Below are 22,245 nucleotides of genomic sequence, written 5' to 3'. Positions count from 1 at the left end.
CACCATTAGGCCGCTATGTCCGTCAACGCACTCTACACCGACCTTTCTGGCTATTACGATTTGATGTGCGTCGACATCGACTACCACGCCCAAAGTAATGCCATCCATCGCCTGCATCGGATATTTGGTAACGGAGGCAAGCAGCACCTGGATTTAGCCTGCGGCACCGGCCCCCACGTGCGCCACTTTCTTGATGTTGGCTACACCAGCAGCGGATTGGACATCAACCAGCCGATGCTGGATATCGCCGCCCAGCGCTGCCCAGAGGCACACTTCTCACTGCAAGATATGTGCAGCTTTGAAGCCAACGAACCGCTGGATCTCATCACCTGCTTTCTTTACTCCATCCACTATAACGATGGCCTGGAAAAGCTTAGCGCCTGCATCGCCAGCGCCCACCGCGCCTTAAGCGAAGGCGGCGTGTTCTACTTCAACGTAGTGGATAAACAGCGGATCGATAACGAGCTGTTCGTTAGGCACACGGCCAAGCAGGCGGAGGATTCATTCACCTTCCGCTCGGGGTGGCACTACAGCGGCCAAGGGGAGCGCCAGTCGTTACGGCTAAGCATCGAAAAAACCAGTGCCGGTGCCACCCAGGTATGGCACGACGAGCACCCCATGGTAGCGGTCAGCTTTAGCGAACTTATCGCCCTGCTAGAACCCACCTTCGAGGTGCACGTATTCGAGCATGATTACCAGACCATCACGCCCTGGGATACCGTCTCGGGCAATGCGATCTTCGTGTGCGTGAAGCGCGAGCGCCCTGCTTAGCCGTTATCGCCGGGGCGCAGCTGGCGCTGAACGCCCAGCAGGAAATTACGCAGCATTTGGTCTTTGCACTCGCGGTAGTTCTTGTGGCTGGGCTTGCGGAAAAATGCGCTGAGTTCGTGGGGGCTAAGCGGCAAGCCCACCTGCTCAAACACTTCTAAAATATCCTCTGCCTTCATGTTCAACGCGATGCGCAGTTTCTGGAACACCATATTGTTGTTCAACTGCGATTCTGGCGCAGGCTGGGGGCCTTCGCGCTTGCCCCGCTTGAAGCTGATAAACCCGTTCAAAAACGACGCCAACTCTTTATTCTTCATGGTCACGAAGGCGTCATCTTCGTCTTTTTTCAGCCACGCCGTGACCTGCTCCTGGGTCACGCTCACCTCCGCCAGGGCGAAGATCTTGACGATGGTGTTGTCTTTTAAATCGAAGGTGTAGCGAATACGGCGAAAAATATCGTTATTGGTCAAAATAGGGTCCTAGGCGTGGGTTAGCGTGACAAGCAGGTCATCGATTTCTGCTTTCAGCTCGTTATCTTCGATCGTTTGGGCGCTGGCCTGGGCCTGCTGCAAGCGCTCAATGGCCGCCTGGGTATCGCCCAGTTCCACTTGCAGCGACGCCATGGAAAACCCAATCGAGGCGATATGGTCGTTCGACTGCTTGGCCACCGCCTTATCCAGTGCTTTTTGGTAGATCGGCAGTGCGTCTTCTAGCTCTTCGGTGAAGTCGGCCAGGGTTTCCCACTGCTCCGGGTGGTCTTTCTCGGTGTTCTCGTGCTCGGTGCAGATCGCCTGCAGCTCAGCGTACAGCGCTTCAAAGGTGGCGCGGTCATCTTTGGCAGCGGCCTTCATCAGCTTTTCGGCGAGTTCGTACACCGCCTTGTAAATTTTGGTGTTAATCATGGACCACTACCCCTATTGCTCAGAAACAGATGACGCAAAACAGACTCATAACAAACCCGGCAAGCGTGAGCTTCTGGGTGAATGGGGGGATTATACCTTGTGGGGATGGGGGTACGGGGGAAAGGTTGGATGGAAATAAACGCGTATTCGAGCAACGAACGGTTGATTTTACGCTATGCTGCACCACTTTTTATTTTCGACACCCCTTACGACACTCTGTCAGAGCTTCTCATGCCCTTTTCAAAACTAGGCTTATCCAGCCCTCTCGTTCAGGCGATTACCGAACTCGGTTACCAAACGCCAACGCCCATCCAAGAACAAGCGATTCCTGCCATTCTGTCGGGCAAAGATTTAATCGCCACCGCACAAACCGGCACGGGCAAAACCGCTGCCTTTGTGCTGCCGCTGCTGGAACAGTTCAGTAAAGCCGCAGAACCGCTGCGCGGTAAACGCATCCGTGCGCTGATCCTTGTGCCCACCCGCGAGCTGGCGGTTCAGGTGGAAGCCAGTGTGGCGCAATACGCCAAGCATACCCAGCTCACCTCGATGGCCGCGTATGGGGGTGTGGATACCGCGCCGCAAAAAGAGCGCTTGATCGAAGGGGTGGATATTCTGGTCGCCACACCGGGCAGGCTGCTAGATTTGGCGCATCAGCGCGCGCTGCACTTTGATGAACTGCAAGCCATGGTGCTGGACGAAGCAGACAGAATGGTCGATATGGGCTTTGTCGATGATATCCACAAAATCATCGTGCGCCTGCCAGAGAACCGTCAGAACCTGCTGTTCACAGCCACCATGACCAACGACGTGCGCGCCATCGCCCACGCATTTTCAGACAGCAAAATGACCGACATGGCGGCGAACATCTCCATTACGCCCAACGTGCGCGCCGCCGCCACCATCAAACAGTGGCTAATCACGGTCGACAAAGACACCAAGTCCGCCCTGTTAAGCCACTTGATCACCGAGCAAGCGTGGGATCAGGCGCTGATTTTTGTCGAGAAAAAACACAGCGCAGCCAAGCTGGTGGCTCAGCTGGAAAAGCGCGGCATCCAGGCGGACTCCATCCATGGCGGCAGAAGCCAAGCCATGCGTGAAAAAGTGTTGGATCAGTTCAAATCGGGCGAGCTGAAGTACCTGGTAGCTACGGGCGTCGCCGCGCGGGGGTTGGATATTGGGGAACTCAGCCGCGTGGTGAATTACGATTTACCTTTCCAGCCAGAAGAGTACATCCACCGCATTGGCCGCACCGGCCGCGCGGGTGCCTCCGGTGAAGCTATCTCGCTGGTCGATATCAGCGACTTTAAAAACCTGTGTGCGATTGAAAGGCGCTTGAAAAACACGATTGAGCGCAAAGAAGTGGAAGGCTTCCCGGTCAAAAAAGCCGTGCCCGCGTCTAACTTGAATCACGTTAAAAAAAGCAGCCGTTAAGCGTTCACCAAGAAGCTCACCTTTAAGAATACAAGGGTGAGCTTCACCCCTGCTCAGCGGGCGAAAAAGCCTCCAACAGCTCGGCATTCGTGGGGTATTTCTCCAGCAGCGCAAGCAACTTCTGCGCACCTTCTATGGGCTTAAGCGGTGTTAACGCTCTGCGCAGCGTGCGTACTTTTTCAAACTCCTTCGCATCCATCAACAGCTCTTCTCGGCGGGTACTGCTTTTGGCAATATCAATCGCTGGAAAAATTCGTTGATTGGCCACGTCCCGTGATAGCACCAGCTCCATATTGCCCGTGCCCTTAAACTCCTCAAAAATCACCTGATCCATACGGCTTCCCGTATCCACCAACACGGTGGCCAGAATGGTGAGCGAGCCGCCGTTTTCGATCTTCCGCGCCGCGCCAAACAGCTTGCGGGGAATTTCCATCGCCCGGGCATCCAACCCACCCGACATCGTGCGCCCATTGCCCCGCTGCTCGGCATTGTGAACCCGCGAAAGCCGGGTAAGCGAGTCAATCACGATCATCACATCGTGCCCCTCGCCTGCCTGCTTACGCGCTTTATCCAGCAGCTGATCGGCCATCCGCACATGGTGCGCGTAGCTTTCATCGGACGACGAAGCATGCACTTCAGCCGACACGCTGCGCTTAAAATCGGTGACTTCTTCCGGGCGCTCATTGATCAGCAAAGCATACAGTTTTATATCCGGGTAAGCCTCCGCCACCGCTTGGCAGATATGCTTCAACAGCGTCGTTTTGCCAGAGCCGGGCGGTGCCACAATCAACCCCCGCTGCCCCATGCCAATGGGCGTGATCAAATCCATCGCCCGCACGGTGCACGGCTGATCACTGGGCGCTAAATACAGGCGTGGGGAAGGATGGATGGCGGTGCCGTTGAGGAAGCGTGTTATGGGGTCGTTGGTGGTTGGGTCTTCGGCTTCGGTGGTGGGTTTAGGCTGTGGTGGTCTTTTCGTTTTGAGGGTTAGGGTTTTGCGGGTCATGGTAGGGTGGATTGCCTTTGAAATTTGGGTGTTAACTATTAACCCACGTGCTAACCCATGTTGAGGCCTAGCGTGAAGTTACGAATAATTTTTTCATCTAAACAGCTTCGTAGGAATGTATTCATCGCTCGCATATCGTTCGATGAATAAAAATCGAGCATCAAGGTGTTAAATTCCTGCTGCCGCTTCGCTTGCACGTTGATCACCGGGAAGCCGTTGGCCAACAAAATCCCGTTCATCATGAAACGGCCAGTGCGCTTGTTGACATCCCAAAAAAACTGAGCGCGAGCCATTTGTAAAAATGCCGTGATGCCCTGATCGTAAACATCAGCCTCACTGTAGACTTGTTGCTCAACTTCTCGCCATGTTGCATCCAACTCATCGGGAGCAGGCGGCTCATACTCAGAGCCAGCGATAGTGACATAACCTGAACGGAACTTACCCCACTCTAACGCTTCTTCTTTTCCGGCGATCTCGTGAATACTCAGAGCCGTTTTTTTGTCGAATGTAAACTCACCCTGCTCGACCAAATCAAAAATGAACGCCCAAGCTTTGGCTTGGTTGATCGCCATGTTTTGATCGCTGATGCGATGCCCACCCACGGTAATGCCATCAAGAATGGTCTGCACCTCGGGGAGCGTCATGGCAACGCCTTCCAGATTCACCGCATCGTAAACCAGAGCAGGCACATCTCTTTTAGCCAGCTGTACGGCCAGAGGTAAATTGGGTTTCATGTCCCACATATTAGCTCCTGATGGGTGCATAGGGTGATAGGTTACGCTAACGGCCTGTGATTCTTTGGTCACCATAGACGAAAATTTCACTACTGCGCGTTTTGATAACGCCTCCACGCCTAGCTGACGTGCCGGTTTGGTGCAGCAACACGGATGAAAACGAGTCGCGGTGAAGCCAATGGTGAAACCTCTACACGCACGCTATTCTGATCGTGTCCAATATTCTGTACAGGATAAATTTTATGGATGCCATTAGCTATACCGCCGCTCGAACCAATCTAGCCAAAACCATGGAGCGGGTCTGTGAGGACCATTCCCCGGTGATTATCACCCGGAGCAAGTCGCCATCAGTGGTTATGATCTCCCTGGAGGACTACGAGGCACTGCAAGAAACGGCATACCTTCTTCGCGCACCCAAAAACACACGGCGCTTGCTGGAATCCGTTGCCGAGCTGGAGCAAGGCGGTGGTCAAGAAAAGGAACTTCTTGAATGAAACTCATCTTCTCTGAGAACGCCTGAGAAGACTATTTACACTGGCAGAAAACCGACAAAAAGGTGCTTCACCGCATCAACAAGCTTATCAAAGAAACTCAACGAGAACCGTTTGAAGGCGTCGGTACACCTGAGTCTCTCAAGCACAGTCTTGCCGGTTACTGGTCCAGGCGCATCAACGAAGAACATCGGATGGTTTATAAGGTCACGGATGATGCTTTGCTTATTGCTCAGCTTTGGTATTGTTATTCCGACTATTTTCCATTTAACTAACTCTCCGTTAAGCTTTTCAAGCTAACGTCGCGCTCTGCGTTAAATTTGGAGCGCCGCGTAAAATTTATCCAACAGCAGTGCCTTGTTAGGGGTAGCCTGCATCTTTTTCCAATGCCTGCGATACGTAATTAACTAGAGATATTGCTTTTAAGCTATTAACCTTGCTTCCGTAATCTAGTGACTCTCCATGCAATACCATATGCCTATTAAGCAGATTAAATCCTTCTTCTCGCTCATGCTCTGAGGCACCTATTGGAGCACTAGCTGCCAAAGGGCTTAATAGTGCGGCTTTGTATGTGTCCGCAGCTATTTGTTCAACATATATTGCTGTTCGAGGCTTTTTGTCTTTTTTCATAAACAAGTATTGATCAACCACTTCTTTACATATTCCATCTGTTTGAGCGAGCAAAACTGGGATTGATAAGAAGTACTCACCGTTGCGATGCGCCTTGAATGCCGAGGCTATGATATGTGACCTATGAGGGAACTGAGCACTAAAAGAATTTTCTATTTCGTCCAATTGGCTTTCAAAATACTCTACAAGGGCCTCTTCAACCTCATCGATTTCGCCACTTGACATTGCCTCTTTTATGTCCCATAGGCTCGGAAGCGGCATATTGAAATCTAAATACCAACCATGTTGAGCCAGCAATAGTAGCGCTTCTTGGATTTTTGGTGGAAGCTCTCGAAAAGAATGCTGCAATTCTTCAAAAGCGGGCGTGATAATACCACTGAGAGAATTCTGGTATTGTTGTATTTGCTTTGTAAAAGGACTTAAATCAGGTATTTGATAGCTGGGTATATTTATACCTTCTAATACTTTCTGTAATTTCCTTTGTTGCTCTAGGAAAGGTCGCAATTGGGTCTTAAGCACTTTCTGGAACTCAAGAGTTGGGCGCCAAGTCTCTTCTATTACTTTCTGAGCCTCCATAACTGGCCCTAACTGCACATGGAGCCGTTCTGATATTTTCTTCCATTGCTTGAAGTGCTTTTCTAGCCTATCCATATCGTTCCCATTCATTGCTACGAAACCTTTTAACCTCTAACGCCCGCAACACGCGCGAGCTTGCGAGTCGCTGTGCTTGCGATTATTATAAGCTAGCTTAACCAACCTCGGATCTCTGCTATCCATGAAGGCTCATCATAATCGCCACTTAGTGATTCAGCATATTTTTGAGAGAACAGAAACTTATTATTATCCATATCAAAAAACTGCTCAATCTTACTCCACTGACTAGCCTTTAAATCTAATGCAACTTTCGAGCTTTCTTGAGATACTTCACCATCTATTTCATGCAAGAAACCAAGCTGTTCGCGGTAATCTTCAATAAAGTGACATAGGGTTTCATAGAATAACTTACCATTCAAAGCATCTTCAATTTCTGTTGCTGGAGAAACCGGATTAGCTTGAATATTTACAAGTTTCGTAGAACGAGATTGTATGCAATTAACCATTCTCTTACAAAAAAGGTTTGGATAATTTTTTACATCATAATTCACTAGTTGTGCGTCAGTGTCAGAAATTAAAATGATTTTTCCTGAAATCTCTTCCTAAAAATCTTCATACGATGTCGATAAGTGATTATATAACCTCTTAATTTCCTTCGCCCCTCCAACTGGGACAATCCTCAACCTCTTTGAATCAATCAAATCTTTAAAGTAAGAACTTAAATAAACTTTTTCAGACGAACCTTCACAAATAATCCAGCTAAATGGAGTGTCGCCGATTGCACTGGTAATTACTGACTGCACAAAGTCATTTATGCTCTTTAACCTTATATCATAGGGTAGCCTGCCTCTAGACGAAGCAGCCAATTGCTTTATTTGCTCTCTATAATTAGCCAAGTTAATCATGTCGAAAACGTGCGTTGAATCATTCTTGGATATTACGGTTGCACTACCTGCCTCTATTGTTGGTAAGAAACCATACCAACGGTGATTTTCAACCCAGTTGTCCAAATGGCTGCGCTTAAGCAGCCTGTTGATTACGCTCGATTTCGTGCATTTTTCCCGGGTTAAGCGAGACTGGGCCGGTGACTTCCCAGTTTCGAGTGTGGCCCGACCAGCGTTGCGGATGTCGCTGCTTCGCACGTTGGTATACCGCGTTCCGGCGTTCCAGGCGCTCTTGGTCTACGCCGCGATGACGGTCCGCTGGCGTGACATACTGGATGCCACTGTGCAGGTGCTGTTCGTTGTAAGCCCGCTCGAACGCTAGCATCCATTCTCGTACCGCGCCCAGCGATGCGAAGCCCTTGGTGGGCCACGCTGGACAGTATTTGACGGTACGGAACAGCGCTTCCGAGTAAGGGTTATCATTGCTTACTCTCGGCCGACTGTAAGACATCAACATGCCCAGCTCTGTTAGCCTCGCTTTGAGCGTATAGGAGGTCATCGGTGCTCCGTTATCAGAGTGCAGTACTGGCGGCTGATGCCAGCAACCTTCTCGCAGCAAGGCACGTTCCAAAAGCTGTTTAGCCAACTCGCCCGATTCCGTGTCGTGGACTTCCCAAGCAATGATTTTGCGGCTGTAGATATCCATGATCAGGTAAAGATACCAGTGCTGACCTCGCACAACGGAGGCACAATAACTGATGTCCCAGCTCCAGACCTGGTTTGGCCCTGTAGCCGTAAAGCTAGTCGGCTCGGGGACTGAACGACGTGGTTTCATACGGCCACGATGGTGCTGCTGATGATGCTTTTTCAAGACCCGATAAAACGACGATTCGGAGGCCAGATAGACGCCTTCGTCGGCCAATAAAGGAACGATTTGAGACGGCGGCAAGCTCTGATACTCGGGGCGATGGCACGTGTTCAAAATGGCTTGCTCTTCCTCATGCGTCAGCTGATGCGGCTGCCTGTGTTGCCCTGCATGTGGACGCTGATCCTCGACAATAGCGCCGCGCTCAGATCGCCACCGCTTCAGTGTGCGTTCGCTTATGCCGATCACGGCAGCCGCTTGATAACGGGACGCGCCACCCATAACCGCTTCGTCAAATAGCGCGATGAGCCTTGCACGTTCCTTGAGAGGCGTTAGTCGTCCTCGCCGCTGTCCGGATCCTCGCCGTACAAGGCTTCGAGCTTTTTTGAAAGCACTAGCAACGACGTTGTTTCTGCCAGCACCTTGTCTTTGCGCCGTACTTCCGCTTTGAGCTGCTTGATGGTCTTTCGGTCTTCTTTGCGCTGTTTCTGCGCTGCTTTTGCCTGCTCTTCTTGCCGACCAGCTCCTTCGAGACAAGCGGCTTTCCATTGCTGGATTTGCTCGGGATAAAGGCCTTTTTCACGACAGTAAGCGCCAAGCTCTGTTTCTGACATCGTCGCGGTTTCGATGACAACGGCTAGCTTGGCGTCAGGTGACCATTCGTTGTCGCCTTGGGTGTAACCCGGCACAGGGACTCCTTTTTCTCGACACTGTTTTAACCAACTATACAGCGTCGCGTTGGAGATGCCTTCTTCCGTTGCTACCGACGCCACACTGCGATTGTGGGGCGGCAATAACTTTTTCAGGATGGCGGCTTTACGCTCTTCAGAATAACGTGGCACATGAATTCCATACCGCTCCCTCTGGACTGAGTTTAGGCGATATCGCCAACCGGACAACTAGGCTGACAGAGGGGGCCAATGTGATGAAAAGACAACTTGCATAGCGTCACGACTAATCTCATATAATGAATCAAATTGATCGAAGCATGCGGACATGTGCAAAGATGATTCTGGCTCGTCTATTCCTATTATTAAATTTGCACCAGTATCTCTATGCTTATTAAGCAAGCTATGTGCAACATCAATTATGGCTTTTTGCTTTTCACCTGAACTTAATGAACTAATCTCTAGCCAGTTTTCACCCTGTTTTTTGTGCAGTTTCCTGGTACTAAAGAATGATTGAATTATTAGATTATAAACGTCATTTTTTCTAAGATATTGCTGCCTGTCCGTTGGCGTCCTATAAGAGTATATTTCCAGTTCTTGCGTCAGTGTATCAATGAAGGAGTTGAGACTCTGGTTGATTTCAGCAATTTGTTTTTGCGGCACGCGCTCACTAAGTATTTGTATTAAAGTCTCACCCATAAGAACCTGAATCTCGTCAGTCTCGAGCTTTGTAAACAACTCTGGCTCTATTTCTCTAGGGATATAGATGTAATCAACAATCTCCTTTATTTTGTTCAGCAAAGGTAAAAAAGATTCAAGCTCATTGTCAGATAGCGAATTTTTCTCTGCTTCTACGTCATCACCTAGTAGTCTATCGACTGTTAATCGATTGTTAAATATAGATAGTGACGCGCCTCCCTTATAATCAAACCCTAATGGAATAATTAGCAGGCAAGATAAATCTACTCTTTCATTCAACCTATCTCTGTGTTCAATGAAAGCTTTAGCATGGCTTTTAAGCGAAGGAGGCACATCGGTTTCGCTAATATTAATAGCGACATCATTTAATAACTCTGCTTTTTCAAGTTCAACCCCATCAAAGTAACTCCGATCAAGGAGAAAGACCGGAACTATATGAGGTTTTGTCGATAATTTTCCACTCTTTTTAGTAACAGTGTTGAAATTCCATGGCTTGGCATTAAAAAATGTGTCAAGCGATTCCAAAACTGAGCTTTTCCCGATCCCATTATCGCCAACTAATCCACAAAACTTATCTTCATCAGTAATAGGTATATAGTTAATCCCTTGATAAGTTTTGTAATATCTTAAAAATGTTCCAATTATCATGGTTATCCTTGAAATTAACTGGAGAGCTGTTGAGTATTTAGCGTTTACACTCGAAATAGACAGGCTTATAACAGTGGTTATACAGCATTCCACATAACAAAATTGAACGCGCCAGCATGATTATTGATCTTCTATAGCCACCTCAACCCTCATAAACCACTGCTTCAATTAAACTATTTTTAATGCATCGAAGCATATCCAAAATTCGCGTGCCCGCTGATTTTTAAGATTCAATCATACTCTATTCATAAATTTTGCTTAGGTCACGCAGATTTTTTGGGGGAATTGTGTTGGGTTAAGGGACGGATGGTTTAGTGCGTGCGGCACTTGAGGTGGGTGGTTGCTTATGGCGTGGTGGATGGGCGGCTAGCGCCGCCTTCGCGCCGGGCCGCCGCTGCGGGTGCCTTCTTCGCTCGTTGCTCTCGCTTAGTCGTTACGCTGCGCTACAGGGGGGGTTGGGCTATGTGGCTTTGTCATTGCAAGCTAAAATTCCCTCCCACAGGTGGCGACATTTAGTTTTGAGGGAGTGTTGAGTGTTGTGGCTTGATCGTCGCGAGCTGAAGCTCCCTCCTACAACTTCAGGCCGCCAAAGCTCAGGGTAATGAGGGTTCGATTAGCGTCCCCTCATCATTCACCACCCTTCTCCCCCTTAAAGCTCAATCCCTTTCTGAGCTTTGATGCCTTGGTCTTTGAATGCGTGTTTGACGACTTTCATTTCGGTGACGGTGTCGGCGAGGTCGATGAGGGGTTGGGGGCGTAGCGGCCGGTGACGATGGCGTGTTGCATTTCGGGGCGAGCTTGTAGGTCGTCGAGGACTTGGTCTAGGTCGAGGTACTCGTAGCGTAGGGCGATGTTGAGTTCGTCGAGCAGTACCATGTGGTAGCGGTCGTCTTGGAGCATGCGCTTGGCTTGTTCCCAGGCGGCGTTGGCGGCGGCGAGGTCGCGTTCTCGGTTTGGGTGTCCCAGGTGTAGCCTTCGCCCATCACGTGGTAGTCCACGTTGGGCAGGTTGCGAAAGAAGGCTTCTTCGCCGGTGCTGAACGCGCCCTTGATGAACTGCACCACGCCGACCTTCATGCCGTGGCCAAGGGCGCGGGCGAGCATGCCAAAACCGGAACTGCTTTTGCCTTTGCCGGGGCCGGTAAGCACCAGCAAGATGACCTGCTCTTTATCGGCGCGGGCAATGCGCTCGTTCATGATTTTCTGCTTGGCCCGCCATGCGTTGGGCATGGCGGGCCGGAAGGGGTTGGCAGTGTCGTGTGGGGTTATGGAGAGTGCTTACGCTTTCAGCACGTAGCGCAGGGTTTCCACTACTTGATCAGTAGTGGTGCACCAGGCTTGCGCTTGGGCGTCGACTTCTTTCAGCGGGTGAACGATCTCTTCGCTGTGCAGCGTGATGTAGGGCTTGGCGAGTGCCGCGCAGTAGCCTGCGTCAAAGGCGGCGTTCCACTGCTTGTACTTGTCGCCAAAGCGCACCACCACTAAATCCGCCTGTTCGATCATGGTGCGGGTGCGGATGGCGTTTACTTTGGAAGATTGATGGTCGCGCCAGAAGCTGTTTTCCGGTTTGCCCAGGTGGTCGCCTGCAGCATCAGAGGCGTCATGGTCGGTCACGGGGGCGGTAAACACCACATCCAGGCCCGCCGCTTCTGCGCCGCGCTGGATCTCTTCACGCCAGTCGGTGTGAATCTCGCCGGAAAGGTATACATAAAAGCTCATGTTGGCTCCTTTAGAATTGGGGAGTATCTCGCCGCTCTATGATAGCTCACTGCCGCTTTTTGGAAAAACCTTCCATATTTTTATCTTGTGGCTGCGGCTGCAATCATTAACGCCTCGTGTGTGTCGCCTTGCAGCATGTTGGGGCCATGTGCTAATCGGGCTGTTCGCTGCACTGCGCTTGAACGGGCACGAACACCGCCGCGCCATCCACGACTACCGTGGCAAGCCGCTGTTGGTAGAGCCGCTCTAGGGCGCTGGGCACTAGCATGGTGTCCCGTGGGCCCCAGCAGGCTTCGCCGCTGGGGTAGAGCAGTAGAATGTGGTCGCACCAGCGGGCGGCTAAATTCAAATCGTGCAGGCACATCATCACCGCGCTGCCCTGGGCGGCCTGCTCGGCCATTAGCGCCATAACCGCGCTTTGGTGGTGTAAATCCAGGTGGTTGGTGGGTTCGTCCGCCAGCCAAATGTTAGGCGCTTGGGTAAGCACCGTCGCCATCGCCACCCGCTGGCGTTCACCGCCAGAAAGCGTGCTGACCAAGCGGTGGCGAAGATGCGCCACATCCAGCGCTTCCAGGGCAGCCTCGGCGCGGGCGTAGTCATCGGCGCCTTCCATCTGCCACAGGGAAAGATAGGGGTGGCGGCCAATCAGCGCAGTCTCCAGCACCGTGGCGGGGAAGCCGTCTAGCCGCTCTTGAAACACCAACCCCAGCCTCTGGGCCACTTGCCGTCTGCGTAGTTGACTAAGCGGTTTGTTGCCCAACAACACTTGCCCCGAACGGGGGGCGTTCAGCCCGGCGAGCGTATGCAGCAGCGTGGTTTTACCCGCGCCGTTGGGGCCAAGTACGCCCCACACCTGTCCTGGCTCGATGGTTAAGTTCAGCGCCGTGCCTGCACTGCGCCCCGGCACATTGATGATCAAGTCTTGGGTCTCCAAGCGGGTCATCAGCGGCTCCGGTAGAGCAAAAAGAGGAACGTGGGCACGCCCAGCAGCGCGGTAATCACCCCAACGGGGAGCTGCTCGGGGGCAATCATGGTGCGCGCCAGGGTATCCGCCAATACAAGCAGCGTGCCGCCTGCCAGGGCGCAGGCGGGCAAAATCAACCGCTGGTCGTTGCCCAGCAGCAGGCGCAGCATGTGGGGCACCACTAATCCAACAAACCCGATGCTGCCTGCGGTGGTCACGGCGGCGGCGGTTAATAGGCTGGCGGCAATGTAGATGCCCCACTCCAGCGGGCGGACATCCACACCAAGTGCAGCCGCCTGCTGGGGGCCACGGGCCAGCACGTTGAGGCTGCGCCCCAGCGGTATCAGCAGCACGCAGGTGGCGACCAAAAGCAGCAGCGGCGGCCATGGCGTGCGGGCGTAGGATAAGTCCCCCATCAGCCAGTACAGCATACCCGGCAGGCGCTCGGCAGGGCTAAGCGCTAGCATCAGGGTAATCACCGCGCCCCAGCCCGCCGCCACCACCACGCCGGTGAGCAACAGCCGGGACGGTGTCCAGCCGCCGCTGCCGTGGGCTAAGCCAAACACTAAAAACGTGGAAAGCAGCGCACCGAAAAACGCCGAGCCGGAAATCAGCACGCCGCCTACGCCTGCCAGCATAGCCGCCAGCGCACCAATGGCGGCCCCGCCGGAAAGCCCCAGCACGTAGGGGTCGGCCAGGGGGTTACGCAGCAGTATCTGCATCAGCGCTCCGGCGACCGCCAACAGCCCGCCCACCGCAAAGGCGGAAAGCGCCCGTGGCAGGCGCAGCTCTACCACCATAGTGTGCGCCAGCGCATCGCCTTGCCCCTGCACCACCGCCCAAAGCTGCGCCACCGAGAGCTGCGCGCTGCCCACCGCCAGGGAACACAGCATGGCGGCCAAGGCAGCCAGCGCTAGCAGGCCAAGAGGTTGCCACAGGCGCGCTACCATCAAGAGGCCCTGCGCTTTTGGCGGGTGTGTTCAAGCTTTTCGCAAAGAATTTGCGCGCCCTCCAACAGGCGCGGCGTGGGCCGCTGAATTAACGAAGGAGGCACAAAATAGAGGTTGCCTTCCGCCACGGCGGCGAGGTTGGGGTACTGCTCCCAATGGGTGAGCCAGCTGCGGTTCTCCTCCCCCATGCCTCCGGCAATAATGGCCTCGGGGTTGGCCGCCAGCACGGCTTCGACATCCAGCCGTGGCACTAACCGGTGCTGCTCGCCAAACACGTTCTCACCGCCGCAAAGCTCCATCACCTGGCCAATCAGGTGCTCGTTATTGACGCTCATTAGCGGCTCATCCCACACCTGATAAAAGGTCGGCACCGGGGCACGGTCGCTGTAGCGGGCGGTGAGCGCGGCCATGCCCTCCCGAAACTGCGCAGCGGCCTGCCGCCCAACGGCTTCGGTGCCGGCTAGGCGGGCCAGGCGCTCAATGGTATGGGATATATCCTCAATACTGCGCGGTTCGATGTAGAAAACTGGCATGCCCAACGCTTCAAGGGTTTCCATCTGCTCAGTAGGGTTACCCGTTACCCAGCCAATCACTAAATCCGGGGCAAGCCTGACCAGGGCTTCTAAATCAATTCGTGTATGGTTGCCCACCGAGGCCACTTCCTGGGCTTGTGGCGGATAGTCGCTGTAGCTGACCACAGCCACAACCTGATCACCCGCGCCTGCAGCGTAGGTAAGCTCAGTAGCGCCGGGTGAAAGCGCGGCAATACGATTGGCCGAAGCGTGCAGGCACACTTCTCGCCCACGGTCGTCTACCGCGCAGCGGCTTGGGCTGTCTGCGTGCAGCGGGTTGATAAGCCCGCTACCCAGCCATAACACAGCGGCGCCAAGGGCGCCGCCGAACTGCGTCAGCTTACTGGCCAAAGTGAACACTTAAAAATCCTGCCCGGCCTGCGTTGATATAGTCGGCACCATCAAACGAGCGCGTGGTGACATAATCTTGGTCCAGCACGTTCTCTAGCGTTACACGGGCGCTCCACAGCGGCGCAAACTGCCAGCCCGCACGCAGGTTCACCAAGCCGTAGCCGCTTAAGCGGTCTTCATTGGCGGCATCACGGTAGCGGTGATTCTGTGCTACCCAAGAACCACCCACCGACCAATCGCCCAGCTCGCGGTCGATGTCTAAACGCAGGCTTTGCGAAGCGCGGTTTTGCAGGCGCTTGCCGGTTAGGCGGTTTTCAGGGTCGGTGTAGGTCAGCGCAGCGGCCAACGTCCAAGCGTCTACTTCAACGCCTGCTGCTAGCTCGGCCCCACGGATACGGGTTTTCGGCACGTTAAACGGCAGCCCCTGGCCGGCAATCAGGTTATCAATATCGGTTTGATATAGCGCCGCGTCCCAGAACCAGCGGGCATACTGGCCGCGCGCCCCTACTTCCACCGTTTCGGAGGTTTCTGATTCTAAATCAGGATTGCTATAGCCTGGGTAGTAAAGCTGATTATAGTTAGGAGCGTTAAACGCCGTACCATAGTTGGCACGCAGCGTGTGGTGGCGGTCTAACTCATAACCCACGCCCAGGCTGCCGGTCACTTCTTCCCCGTAGGCTTCATTATCATCAAATCGTAAGCTGCCTTGCAGCGTAAAGGGCGAGAAATCCAGCAGTGCTTGAGTAAATACGGCTGCATTGCTGCGGCTGGTTTCATCATAGGCCGTGGTGCTATCCACGCGGTCTTCGCTGTATTCTGCTCCGGCGATCAGCTCATGGGCGCCCACGGCAAGCGTATTTTCCCAGCGAGCGGTGCGGATTTTCGTATTAAATGCTGATTCACCATACTCGTCGACGTTATCACTCTCATCACGAGATTCACTCAACGTTAAGCGGCTGCGCCAGTTATCTGTCAGTGGCAGTTCACCGTACACACCTGCCACTTGCTGTACAAAATCGTTTTCACCGCCGTCGTACTCATTATGCCCACGAGCTCGCAGGGCGAGTACGCCTGCTTCGGCACCATTATCGAAAGTATGCGATACCCGCGCCAGTGCTGATGTGTTGTCGTAGCCTTTGTCGTCGCCATCGCGGCGAATCGGCTGGCCATCAGTGGTGAAGTGGCTACCAGAGAAGCTGTAGCGTGTGCCACCCTCTTTCCCGCTCACCCCCGCGCTTAACCGCTGGGTATTGAACGAGCCGCCGCCTGCAGAGATACGTGGCTGGGGGCCGTTCTCTTCACTTTGGGGGGTGAATAACTGGATAACGCCACCCATAGCATCGGCACCATAGAGGCTGCCTCGGGGGCCACGGACAATTTCCGCACGCTCGAACATCCGCGGTTCTAAATAATTCCAAGCTGCGCTGCCGCTGGTGACAGAGTTCAGGCGTATGCCGTCAATCAGCAGGACGTTTTGGGTACTACCCGTGCCACGCACATACACACTGCTATTTTTGCCAAAGCTGCCATTGCTTGAAACATCCACCCCCGGCTGGCCACGCAACAAATCGGTCATAGAAACCGGGTCTTGGCGGCGCAGGGCGGCTTCGTCAATCACGGTGACCGATGAAAGACTTTCATTAGCGGTACGCGGTGCCAAAGCGGCCGTCACCACAACGGGGTTCAGTGAGCTGATTGTTTCAGCCGGTTGGGCCTGGGTTTGGGCTTGCGTCTGTGTTTGCGCTTGAACTGCCATCGGCAAAGCAGCTATGGCAAAGGTAGCCAGCGTCGCAGTAGTGTGAAAACGATTTAACATGGTGGGGTCCCTTGCTCGCTGTGCTCACCCGCACAGCGTGTTTTTAGTGACCGGGCAGGGGCACCTACAAGGGAAGAAAGCAGCTGAACGCCACCGATACTCGCCCTGCGCATGCCCTCCGCATGCCGGTAATCTGTGGCTCGATGCCGAGCCGATACTCTGAGGCCGGTCTCCGGGCTGACGAGCGAAAGGGGCGATTAACGTAAGCGCCGTGCCTTTCCGAACGACCACCTTCCCATGCGTAAGCACAGTGGCGTTTCTAGTCGCTCTTATCTCGATCACCGTTGCGGGGGCAGCGTTGGGTTCACACAACTTATGTACATAACTACTGTACACAGCTATGTTCACCAACTTCCCGTTTAACTGGTGGCATTGTTGGCCACCAGCACCTGAGAGTGCGCGTAAACTAGCAACTTGTGAGGGGTGGGTCAATTTCCCCCAATGGGATACCCCACCTGGCAGGGAGCATATCACCTGGCCAAGCATCTAGAAGATTGACCACCGTTAGCTTCCGGCCAGCTAGCGTTGCGGGCTTGAATGGCGCGGCGATTCCCGGCAAGTAGCAAAAACAGGGCTGCTATACTTGCGCTTTAGCCACCGAACATACGCTGGCGCACCGTTTTTTTCTTGCCTTCATTAAAGCATCACACTCTACGACGATAGTCGTTATCCATTAGGGTAATAAAACTACAAATTAAGCTACAAATAGCGTTTTTATTGCCGTAAAGTCTCTTATATCGACGCAAAAAAATGTAAAATAACTACAATACTATCTCACCGTCTCTACACATGCAGAGGTCTCTATGCCTGGTTCAACACCCGCTACACTCAATACTACGGTTGCCGAGGTTACCCAACGCATCCGTGAACGCTCTGCCGAACGACGCGCCCTTTACGAGCGCCGCATGGCGGACCAGCATAAGCGCGGCGTACATCGCTCCGAGCTCTCCTGCGGTAACCTGGCCCACGGCTTTGCCGCCTGTAGTGTGCAGGAGAAAGACTCCCTGAAGCTGATGAACAGCGCCAACCTGGGGATTATTTCCGCCTACAACGACATGCTCTCGGCCCACCAGCCGTTTGAAACCTTCCCGGAAACCATTAAAGCGGCCGCCCGCGCCATGGGCTCTACCGCGCAGTTTGCCGGTGGCGTGCCCGCCATGTGCGATGGCGTGACCCAAGGCCAACCGGGCATGGAACTCTCGCTGTTCTCCCGCGATGTGATTGCCATGGCCACCGCCGTGGGCCTATCGCACAACATGTTCGATGCTGCGCTTTACCTCGGCGTGTGTGACAAAATCGTGCCGGGCCTATTTATCGGCGCGGCGCGCTTTGGCCATCTGCCCGCCATGTTCGTACCCGCTGGCCCGATGCCCAGCGGCCTGCCGAACAAAGAGAAAGCGCGCATTCGCCAGCTCTACGCCGAAGGCAAAGTGGGCCGCGAGGAGCTGCTGCAGGCGGAGTCCGACTCCTACCACAGCCCCGGCACCTGCACCTTCTACGGCACCGCCAACTCCAACCAGCTAATGATGGAAGTAATGGGCCTGCACCTGCCGGGCACCTCGTTCGTTAACCCTGGCACCGAGATGCGCGAAGCGCTGACCCGCTACGCCACCGAGCAGGCGATCCGTAACACCGAGCCCGGCGGCGAGTATCGCCCGTTCTACAAACAGATCGACGAGCGCGCCATCGTCAACGCCGTGGTTGGCCTGCTGGCCTCCGGCGGTTCCACCAACCACACCATGCACCTGATTGCCATGGCGGCAGCAGCGGGCATTACCCTGAACTGGGACGACTTCACCGACCTGTCAGCGGTCACTCCCAGCCTGATGCAGGTGTATCCGAACGGCCAGGCGGACATCAACCACTTCCAAGCGGCGGGCGGCATGAGCTACCTGTTCCGCGAGCTGCTGGGCGCGGGCCTGCTCCACGGCGATATTCCCACGGTGTTTGGCACCGACCTGACCGCTTACACCCAAGAGCCCTTCCTGGAAGATGGCAAAGTGGTATGGCGCGAAGGCCCGGAAAAGAGCCTGGACGAAGCAGTGCTGCGCCCGGTGGCCACGCCCTTCGCTCCCACCGGCGGCCTGACCGTGATGAAAGGCAACCTGGGCCGCGGCGTGATCAAAGTCTCGGCGGTAGCCGAAGAGCACCGTGTAGTAGAAGCGCCGGTGAAGATCTTCGAGGATCAGAACGAAATGAAAGCGGCGTTTGAGTCTGGCGACCTGGACCGCGACGTGATCGTCGTGGTGCGCTTCCAAGGCCCCAAAGCCAACGGTATGCCCGAACTGCACAAACTCACCCCCTTCCTCGGCGTACTCCAGGACCGTGGCTTCAAGGTCGCTCTCGTTACCGATGGCCGCATGTCCGGCGCGTCGGGCAAAGTGCCCGCCTCCATCCACATGAGCCCGGAAGCACTCGACGGCGGCCCGCTGGCCAAACTGCGCGATGGCGACGTGGTGCGCCTGGATGCCAATGCCGGCACCCTGGAAGCCAAAGTAGACCCCGCCACCTGGGCCAAGCGTGAATTGGCCGTTGCCAACCTAGAGCACTACCACGTTGGCCTGGGCCGCGAGCTGTTCTCGGGCTTCCGCCACTTGGCCATGCGCGGCGAAGAGGGCGCAGGCTCGTTGGGTGGCTTCGAAGCCGACGATCTCGCTCGTCAAGAAGGTCAGATTTTTCAAGAGGACGCCTAATGCGACCGGCATTAATCGGGGACATTGGCGGCACGAATGCTCGCCTGGCGTTGGTAACGCCAGGTGAGGTCACGCCCCACGACATTCTTAACCTGCCCTGCGCCGACTACCCCGGCGTGATTGAAGCGATCCAGGACTACCTGGCCCGCGTAGGCGCCACCGGCGACAATGCGCCCAAGGAAGCCTGCTTGGCGTTCGCCTGTCCGGTGCACGCCGAGCGGGTGAAAATGACCAACAACCATTGGGACTTTATGAAAAGCGACGTTCAGCAGGCGCTGAATCTGTCTCTGTTTAAAGTCATCAATGACTTCACCGCCCAAGCGCTGGGCGTTCCCCACGTGGGGAAAGATAACTTGGTGGAAGTGCAGCCTGGCGTCGCCCAGTCGCACTCGACCCGCTTGGTCATCGGCCCCGGCACGGGGCTAGGCGTGGCCGGGGTGTTCCCCGGCCAGCACGCCTGGATTCCGCTGCCCACCGAGGGCGGCCACGTGACGTTTGCGCCTACCGACACCACCGAGCGCGCGCTGCTGGACGTATTCTTACAGCGCCACCAGCGGGTGAGCGTCGAGCGCATTCTTTGCGGCCAGGGGCTATTAGAGCTTTACCAAGCGCACTGCACACTGGAAGGCCAAGCGCCGCGCTGCGAGACCCCCGCTGACGTGACCCAAGCGGCCAACCAGGGCGATGCCCTGGCAACGGCTACCCTGCTGCGCTTTTTGAAAATTCTCGGCGACGTGTGCGGCGATGCCACCCTGACCATGGGCGCCCGCGGCGGCGTCTACCTCTGCGGCGGCATTCTGCCCCGCCTGTTGGAGTGGCTGCCCAAGTGCGAGCTACGCGCAAGCTTCGTCAACAAAGGGCGCATGGGCGCTTACAACGCCGATATTCCAGTGTGGATCGTGACGCACCCGTGGACCGGCCTGCTAGGGGCCGCCGAAGCGCTGCATAACGAAGAAGTCTTTTAATTGATGGGAAACGCCATGGCTGCTGTTACCTTCAACGTGCCGTTTGTACTCGGCATGATGCGCCTGCATGAAGCGCAAGAGATGCACCAAGCGAGCCATTTGGCCGACTGGATCGAAGCTCGCTTAGAGCAGGGTTTGCACTGGTTCGACCATGCCGACATTTATGGCAACGGAGCTTGCGAAACGCTCTTCGGCCAAGCGCTGCGCGCCCGCCCGGCGCTGGCCAAGCGGCTGAATGTGGTGACCAAAGCCAGCATCGCCAACGACAATCCGGCCCCTGGTTCCGGCAAGGTGAAGCACTACAATGCCAGCCCGGACTACCTAAGCCGCGCCATTGACGATGCCTTGGGCCGCCTGGGTGTTGAACGAATCGACCACTTCCTGATTCACCGCCCGGACCTGCTAATGGATGCCGCCGCCACCGGCCGCGCACTGGATGACGCCATCGAGGCAGGCAAAATTGGCGCGGCGGGTATCTCCAACCACCTGCCCAGCCAGTGGCGCAGGCTGCAACGCCAGATGCACCACCCGCTACGGGCCAACCAGATCGAACTCTCCATTGCCCATAGCGCGCCACTTTTCGACGGTAGCTTCGATGAGCTGGGTGCTGATGGTCATTCGCCCATTGCGTGGTCCCCGCTGGCGGGCGGCCAACTGATGCAGGGCGAGGTGAGCCGTGTGTTGAACCGTTTGGCAGGCGAGCTGAACAGCACGCCCGGCGCGCTGGCGCTGGCATGGCTGCGCACCCTGCCCAGCCGCCCCGCGCCGGTGGTGGGCAGCGTGAAGCCCAAGCGCATTGCCGAGATGCTGAACGGCCCGGAGACGCTGCCCAGAGAAGCCTGGTACGAGCTGTTGGAAGCCGCACGGGGCCACTGCGTCGCCTAGCGCTTTTCTCCAATTTTGATGCCAATAATGACAAGGAATGATCTATGACGCCGGTGATTGCTTTCGGTGAAGCCTTGATTGATATGCTCTCTAGCCGATTGGGCGATAGCACGGGGCCGGAAACCTTTACCCCCTACGCTGGCGGCGCGCCCGCCAATGTGGCGGTGGCCTGTGCACGGCTCAATGTGCCCAGCCAATTTTTGGGGATGGTAGGTGACGATACCTTTGGGCACTTTCTGATCCGTGAGCTGGCAAGCCACGGCGTGGACACCCAGGGCGTGGTGCTCACCAAAGAGGCGCGTACGGCACTGGCGTTTGTCTCCCGGGACAGCAGCGGCGAGCGCACCTTCGATTTCTATCGCCCACCGGCGGCAGACCTGCTCTACCGCCTGGAGCATCTGCCCCACGGCGTATTCGAGCTGCCCGCCATCGTTCACCTGTGTAGCAACAGCCTGACCGACCCCGAGATTGCCGAGACCACTCTCGCCATCGCTGCCATGGCCAAGCGTGCAGGCTGCCTTGTGAGCGTGGATGCCAACCTGCGCCACAATCTATGGGCAGAGGGCGCTGCGGATACCTGGCTGGTCACCGAGCTGATCGACAGCGCCGAGCTGGTCAAAGTCTCACTGGAAGAGCTGGACTACCTGCGCGGCGACCACCCCAAAGAGGCATGGCTAGCCGAGCGCATGGCTGCAGGCGTGAAGGTAATCGTGATTACCGACGGCCCCAATAACGTGGTGCTCAAAGGCATTGGCATTGACCAAACCGTGACGCCGCCCAGCGTGACCGCGGTGGACACTACAGCCGGTGGCGATGCCTTTATTGGCGGCCTGCTGGCGGAGCTCTCCCGCTACAGCATTAGCGAGAGCTGGCACCAGGACAGCGCGTTTCTCACCCGCGCGGTGGATATCGCCTGCCGCTGCGGCGCCCACGCGGTCACCCGCCCCGGCGCTTATGCCGCACTGCCCACCCACGCCGATATCGAAGCCCTGCGCAGTTCGGCAAGCTAAC

At 55.3% G+C, this 22,245-nt stretch carries 21 protein-coding genes, 3 pseudogenes and 1 riboswitch; of the genes and pseudogenes, 8 read left to right on the top strand and 16 right to left on the bottom strand.

Annotated features, from left to right (window positions below; genetic code table 11):
* Positions 1-15 precede the first annotated feature (15 nt).
* A complete protein-coding gene (locus LG300_RS05785; protein ID WP_404377446.1) occupies positions 16-771 on the top strand; it encodes a class I SAM-dependent DNA methyltransferase in 756 nt (251 codons plus the stop codon).
* Here the strand turns inward: LG300_RS05785 and LG300_RS05780 are convergent.
* Entirely contained in the window at positions 768-1,238 is a 471-nt protein-coding gene (locus LG300_RS05780) for a DUF1456 family protein (protein WP_404377445.1), read from the bottom strand. The two genes, LG300_RS05785 and LG300_RS05780, sit on opposite strands and share 4 nt — an antisense overlap.
* 9 nt (positions 1,239-1,247) lie before the next feature.
* Positions 1,248-1,670 carry a tetratricopeptide repeat protein gene (locus LG300_RS05775; RefSeq protein WP_404377444.1) on the bottom strand — a complete coding sequence of 141 codons (423 nt, stop codon included), beginning with the start codon at positions 1,668-1,670 and terminating at the stop codon, positions 1,248-1,250.
* 231 nt (positions 1,671-1,901) lie between these two features.
* Between LG300_RS05775 and LG300_RS05770 the strand changes: the two genes are divergently transcribed.
* Entirely contained in the window at positions 1,902-3,101 is a 1,200-nt protein-coding gene (locus LG300_RS05770) for a DEAD/DEAH box helicase (RefSeq protein WP_404377443.1), read from the top strand.
* A 43-nt stretch (positions 3,102-3,144) separates the two neighbouring features.
* Here the strand turns inward: LG300_RS05770 and rho are convergent, their stop codons facing one another.
* Positions 3,145-4,107, bottom strand: a complete 963-nt coding sequence (gene rho / locus LG300_RS05765) for a transcription termination factor Rho (RefSeq protein WP_404377441.1) — start codon at positions 4,105-4,107, stop codon at positions 3,145-3,147.
* A 50-nt stretch (positions 4,108-4,157) separates the two neighbouring features.
* Positions 4,158-4,850 carry a Fic family protein gene (locus tag LG300_RS05760; protein WP_404377440.1) on the bottom strand — a complete coding sequence of 231 codons (693 nt, stop codon included), beginning with the start codon at positions 4,848-4,850 and terminating at the stop codon, positions 4,158-4,160.
* A 233-nt stretch (positions 4,851-5,083) separates the two neighbouring features.
* Between LG300_RS05760 and LG300_RS05755 the strand changes: the two genes are divergently transcribed.
* Positions 5,084-5,335, top strand: coding sequence for a type II toxin-antitoxin system Phd/YefM family antitoxin (locus LG300_RS05755; protein WP_404377438.1), 252 nt, complete (start codon positions 5,084-5,086; stop codon positions 5,333-5,335).
* Positions 5,332-5,607: pseudogene (locus LG300_RS05750) on the top strand (Txe/YoeB family addiction module toxin). Before LG300_RS05755 ends, LG300_RS05750 begins: the two are co-directional and overlap by 4 nt.
* 85 nt (positions 5,608-5,692) lie before the next feature.
* Here LG300_RS05750 and LG300_RS05745 read toward each other — a convergent pair.
* From LG300_RS05745 to LG300_RS05690, 12 genes and pseudogenes are all read right to left on the bottom strand, one after another.
* A complete protein-coding gene (locus LG300_RS05745; protein ID WP_404377437.1) occupies positions 5,693-6,628 on the bottom strand; it encodes a hypothetical protein in 936 nt (311 codons plus the stop codon).
* Between the two features lie 77 nt (positions 6,629-6,705).
* Positions 6,706-7,107, bottom strand: a complete 402-nt coding sequence (locus tag LG300_RS05740) for a hypothetical protein (protein WP_404377436.1) — start codon at positions 7,105-7,107, stop codon at positions 6,706-6,708.
* Positions 7,108-7,158: 51 nt separating this feature from the next.
* On the bottom strand, positions 7,159-7,461 hold the full coding sequence (locus LG300_RS05735) for a TOPRIM nucleotidyl transferase/hydrolase domain-containing protein (protein ID WP_404377995.1): 303 nt from the start codon (positions 7,459-7,461) through the stop codon (positions 7,159-7,161).
* Between the two features lie 115 nt (positions 7,462-7,576).
* Positions 7,577-8,854, bottom strand: a complete 1,278-nt coding sequence (locus tag LG300_RS05730) for an IS3 family transposase (protein ID WP_404375620.1) — start codon at positions 8,852-8,854, stop codon at positions 7,577-7,579.
* Positions 8,855-9,063: 209 nt separating this feature from the next.
* Positions 9,064-9,147, bottom strand: a pseudogene (locus LG300_RS05725) (hypothetical protein); the annotation flags it as partial.
* Positions 9,148-9,204: 57 nt separating this feature from the next.
* The gene (locus LG300_RS05720; RefSeq protein WP_404377435.1) at positions 9,205-10,320 is read right to left on the bottom strand and encodes an AAA family ATPase; all 1,116 of its coding nucleotides are present in this window, start codon (positions 10,318-10,320) and stop codon (positions 9,205-9,207) included.
* 649 nt (positions 10,321-10,969) lie between these two features.
* Positions 10,970-11,538 (bottom strand): annotated as a pseudogene (gene cobO, locus LG300_RS05715) (cob(I)yrinic acid a,c-diamide adenosyltransferase).
* Between the two features lie 59 nt (positions 11,539-11,597).
* Positions 11,598-12,038, bottom strand: coding sequence for a YtoQ family protein (locus tag LG300_RS05710; RefSeq protein ID WP_404377434.1), 441 nt, complete (start codon positions 12,036-12,038; stop codon positions 11,598-11,600).
* Between the two features lie 151 nt (positions 12,039-12,189).
* Positions 12,190-12,981, bottom strand: a complete 792-nt coding sequence (locus tag LG300_RS05705; protein WP_404377433.1) for an ABC transporter ATP-binding protein — start codon at positions 12,979-12,981, stop codon at positions 12,190-12,192.
* Positions 12,981-13,952, bottom strand: coding sequence for a FecCD family ABC transporter permease (locus tag LG300_RS05700; RefSeq protein ID WP_404377431.1), 972 nt, complete (start codon positions 13,950-13,952; stop codon positions 12,981-12,983). The genes LG300_RS05705 and LG300_RS05700 overlap by 1 nt, the downstream gene beginning before the upstream one ends.
* On the bottom strand, positions 13,952-14,884 hold the full coding sequence (locus LG300_RS05695) for a cobalamin-binding protein (protein WP_404377430.1): 933 nt from the start codon (positions 14,882-14,884) through the stop codon (positions 13,952-13,954). Before LG300_RS05695 ends, LG300_RS05700 begins: the two co-directional genes overlap by 1 nt.
* Positions 14,865-16,691, bottom strand: a complete 1,827-nt coding sequence (locus tag LG300_RS05690) for a TonB-dependent receptor domain-containing protein (RefSeq protein WP_404377429.1) — start codon at positions 16,689-16,691, stop codon at positions 14,865-14,867. Before LG300_RS05690 ends, LG300_RS05695 begins: the two co-directional genes overlap by 20 nt.
* Before the next feature lie 145 nt (positions 16,692-16,836).
* A riboswitch (cobalamin riboswitch) is annotated at positions 16,837-17,099 on the bottom strand.
* 395 nt (positions 17,100-17,494) lie between these two features.
* Here LG300_RS05690 and edd point away from each other — a divergent pair.
* From edd to LG300_RS05670, 4 genes are read left to right on the top strand one after another with little or no spacing between them, the layout of a single operon-like run.
* Positions 17,495-19,384: a phosphogluconate dehydratase gene (gene edd / locus LG300_RS05685; protein WP_404377428.1), complete on the top strand. Its 1,890-nt coding sequence runs from the start codon at positions 17,495-17,497 to the stop codon at positions 19,382-19,384.
* Entirely contained in the window at positions 19,384-20,349 is a 966-nt protein-coding gene (gene glk, locus LG300_RS05680; protein ID WP_404377427.1) for a glucokinase, read from the top strand. Before edd ends, glk begins: the two co-directional genes overlap by 1 nt.
* 15 nt (positions 20,350-20,364) lie before the next feature.
* Positions 20,365-21,234, top strand: coding sequence for an aldo/keto reductase family oxidoreductase (locus tag LG300_RS05675; RefSeq protein WP_404377426.1), 870 nt, complete (start codon positions 20,365-20,367; stop codon positions 21,232-21,234).
* A 44-nt stretch (positions 21,235-21,278) separates the two neighbouring features.
* Entirely contained in the window at positions 21,279-22,244 is a 966-nt protein-coding gene (locus LG300_RS05670) for a carbohydrate kinase (RefSeq protein ID WP_404377425.1), read from the top strand.
* Position 22,245 lies beyond the last annotated feature (1 nt).

It is taken from the genome of Vreelandella aquamarina, from assembly GCF_044805175.1.
Classification (GTDB): domain Bacteria; phylum Pseudomonadota; class Gammaproteobacteria; order Pseudomonadales; family Halomonadaceae; genus Vreelandella; species Vreelandella aquamarina_B.
The sequence above is the reverse complement of the archived record's forward strand: the minus strand, read 5'-3'. Positions and strand labels throughout refer to the sequence as shown.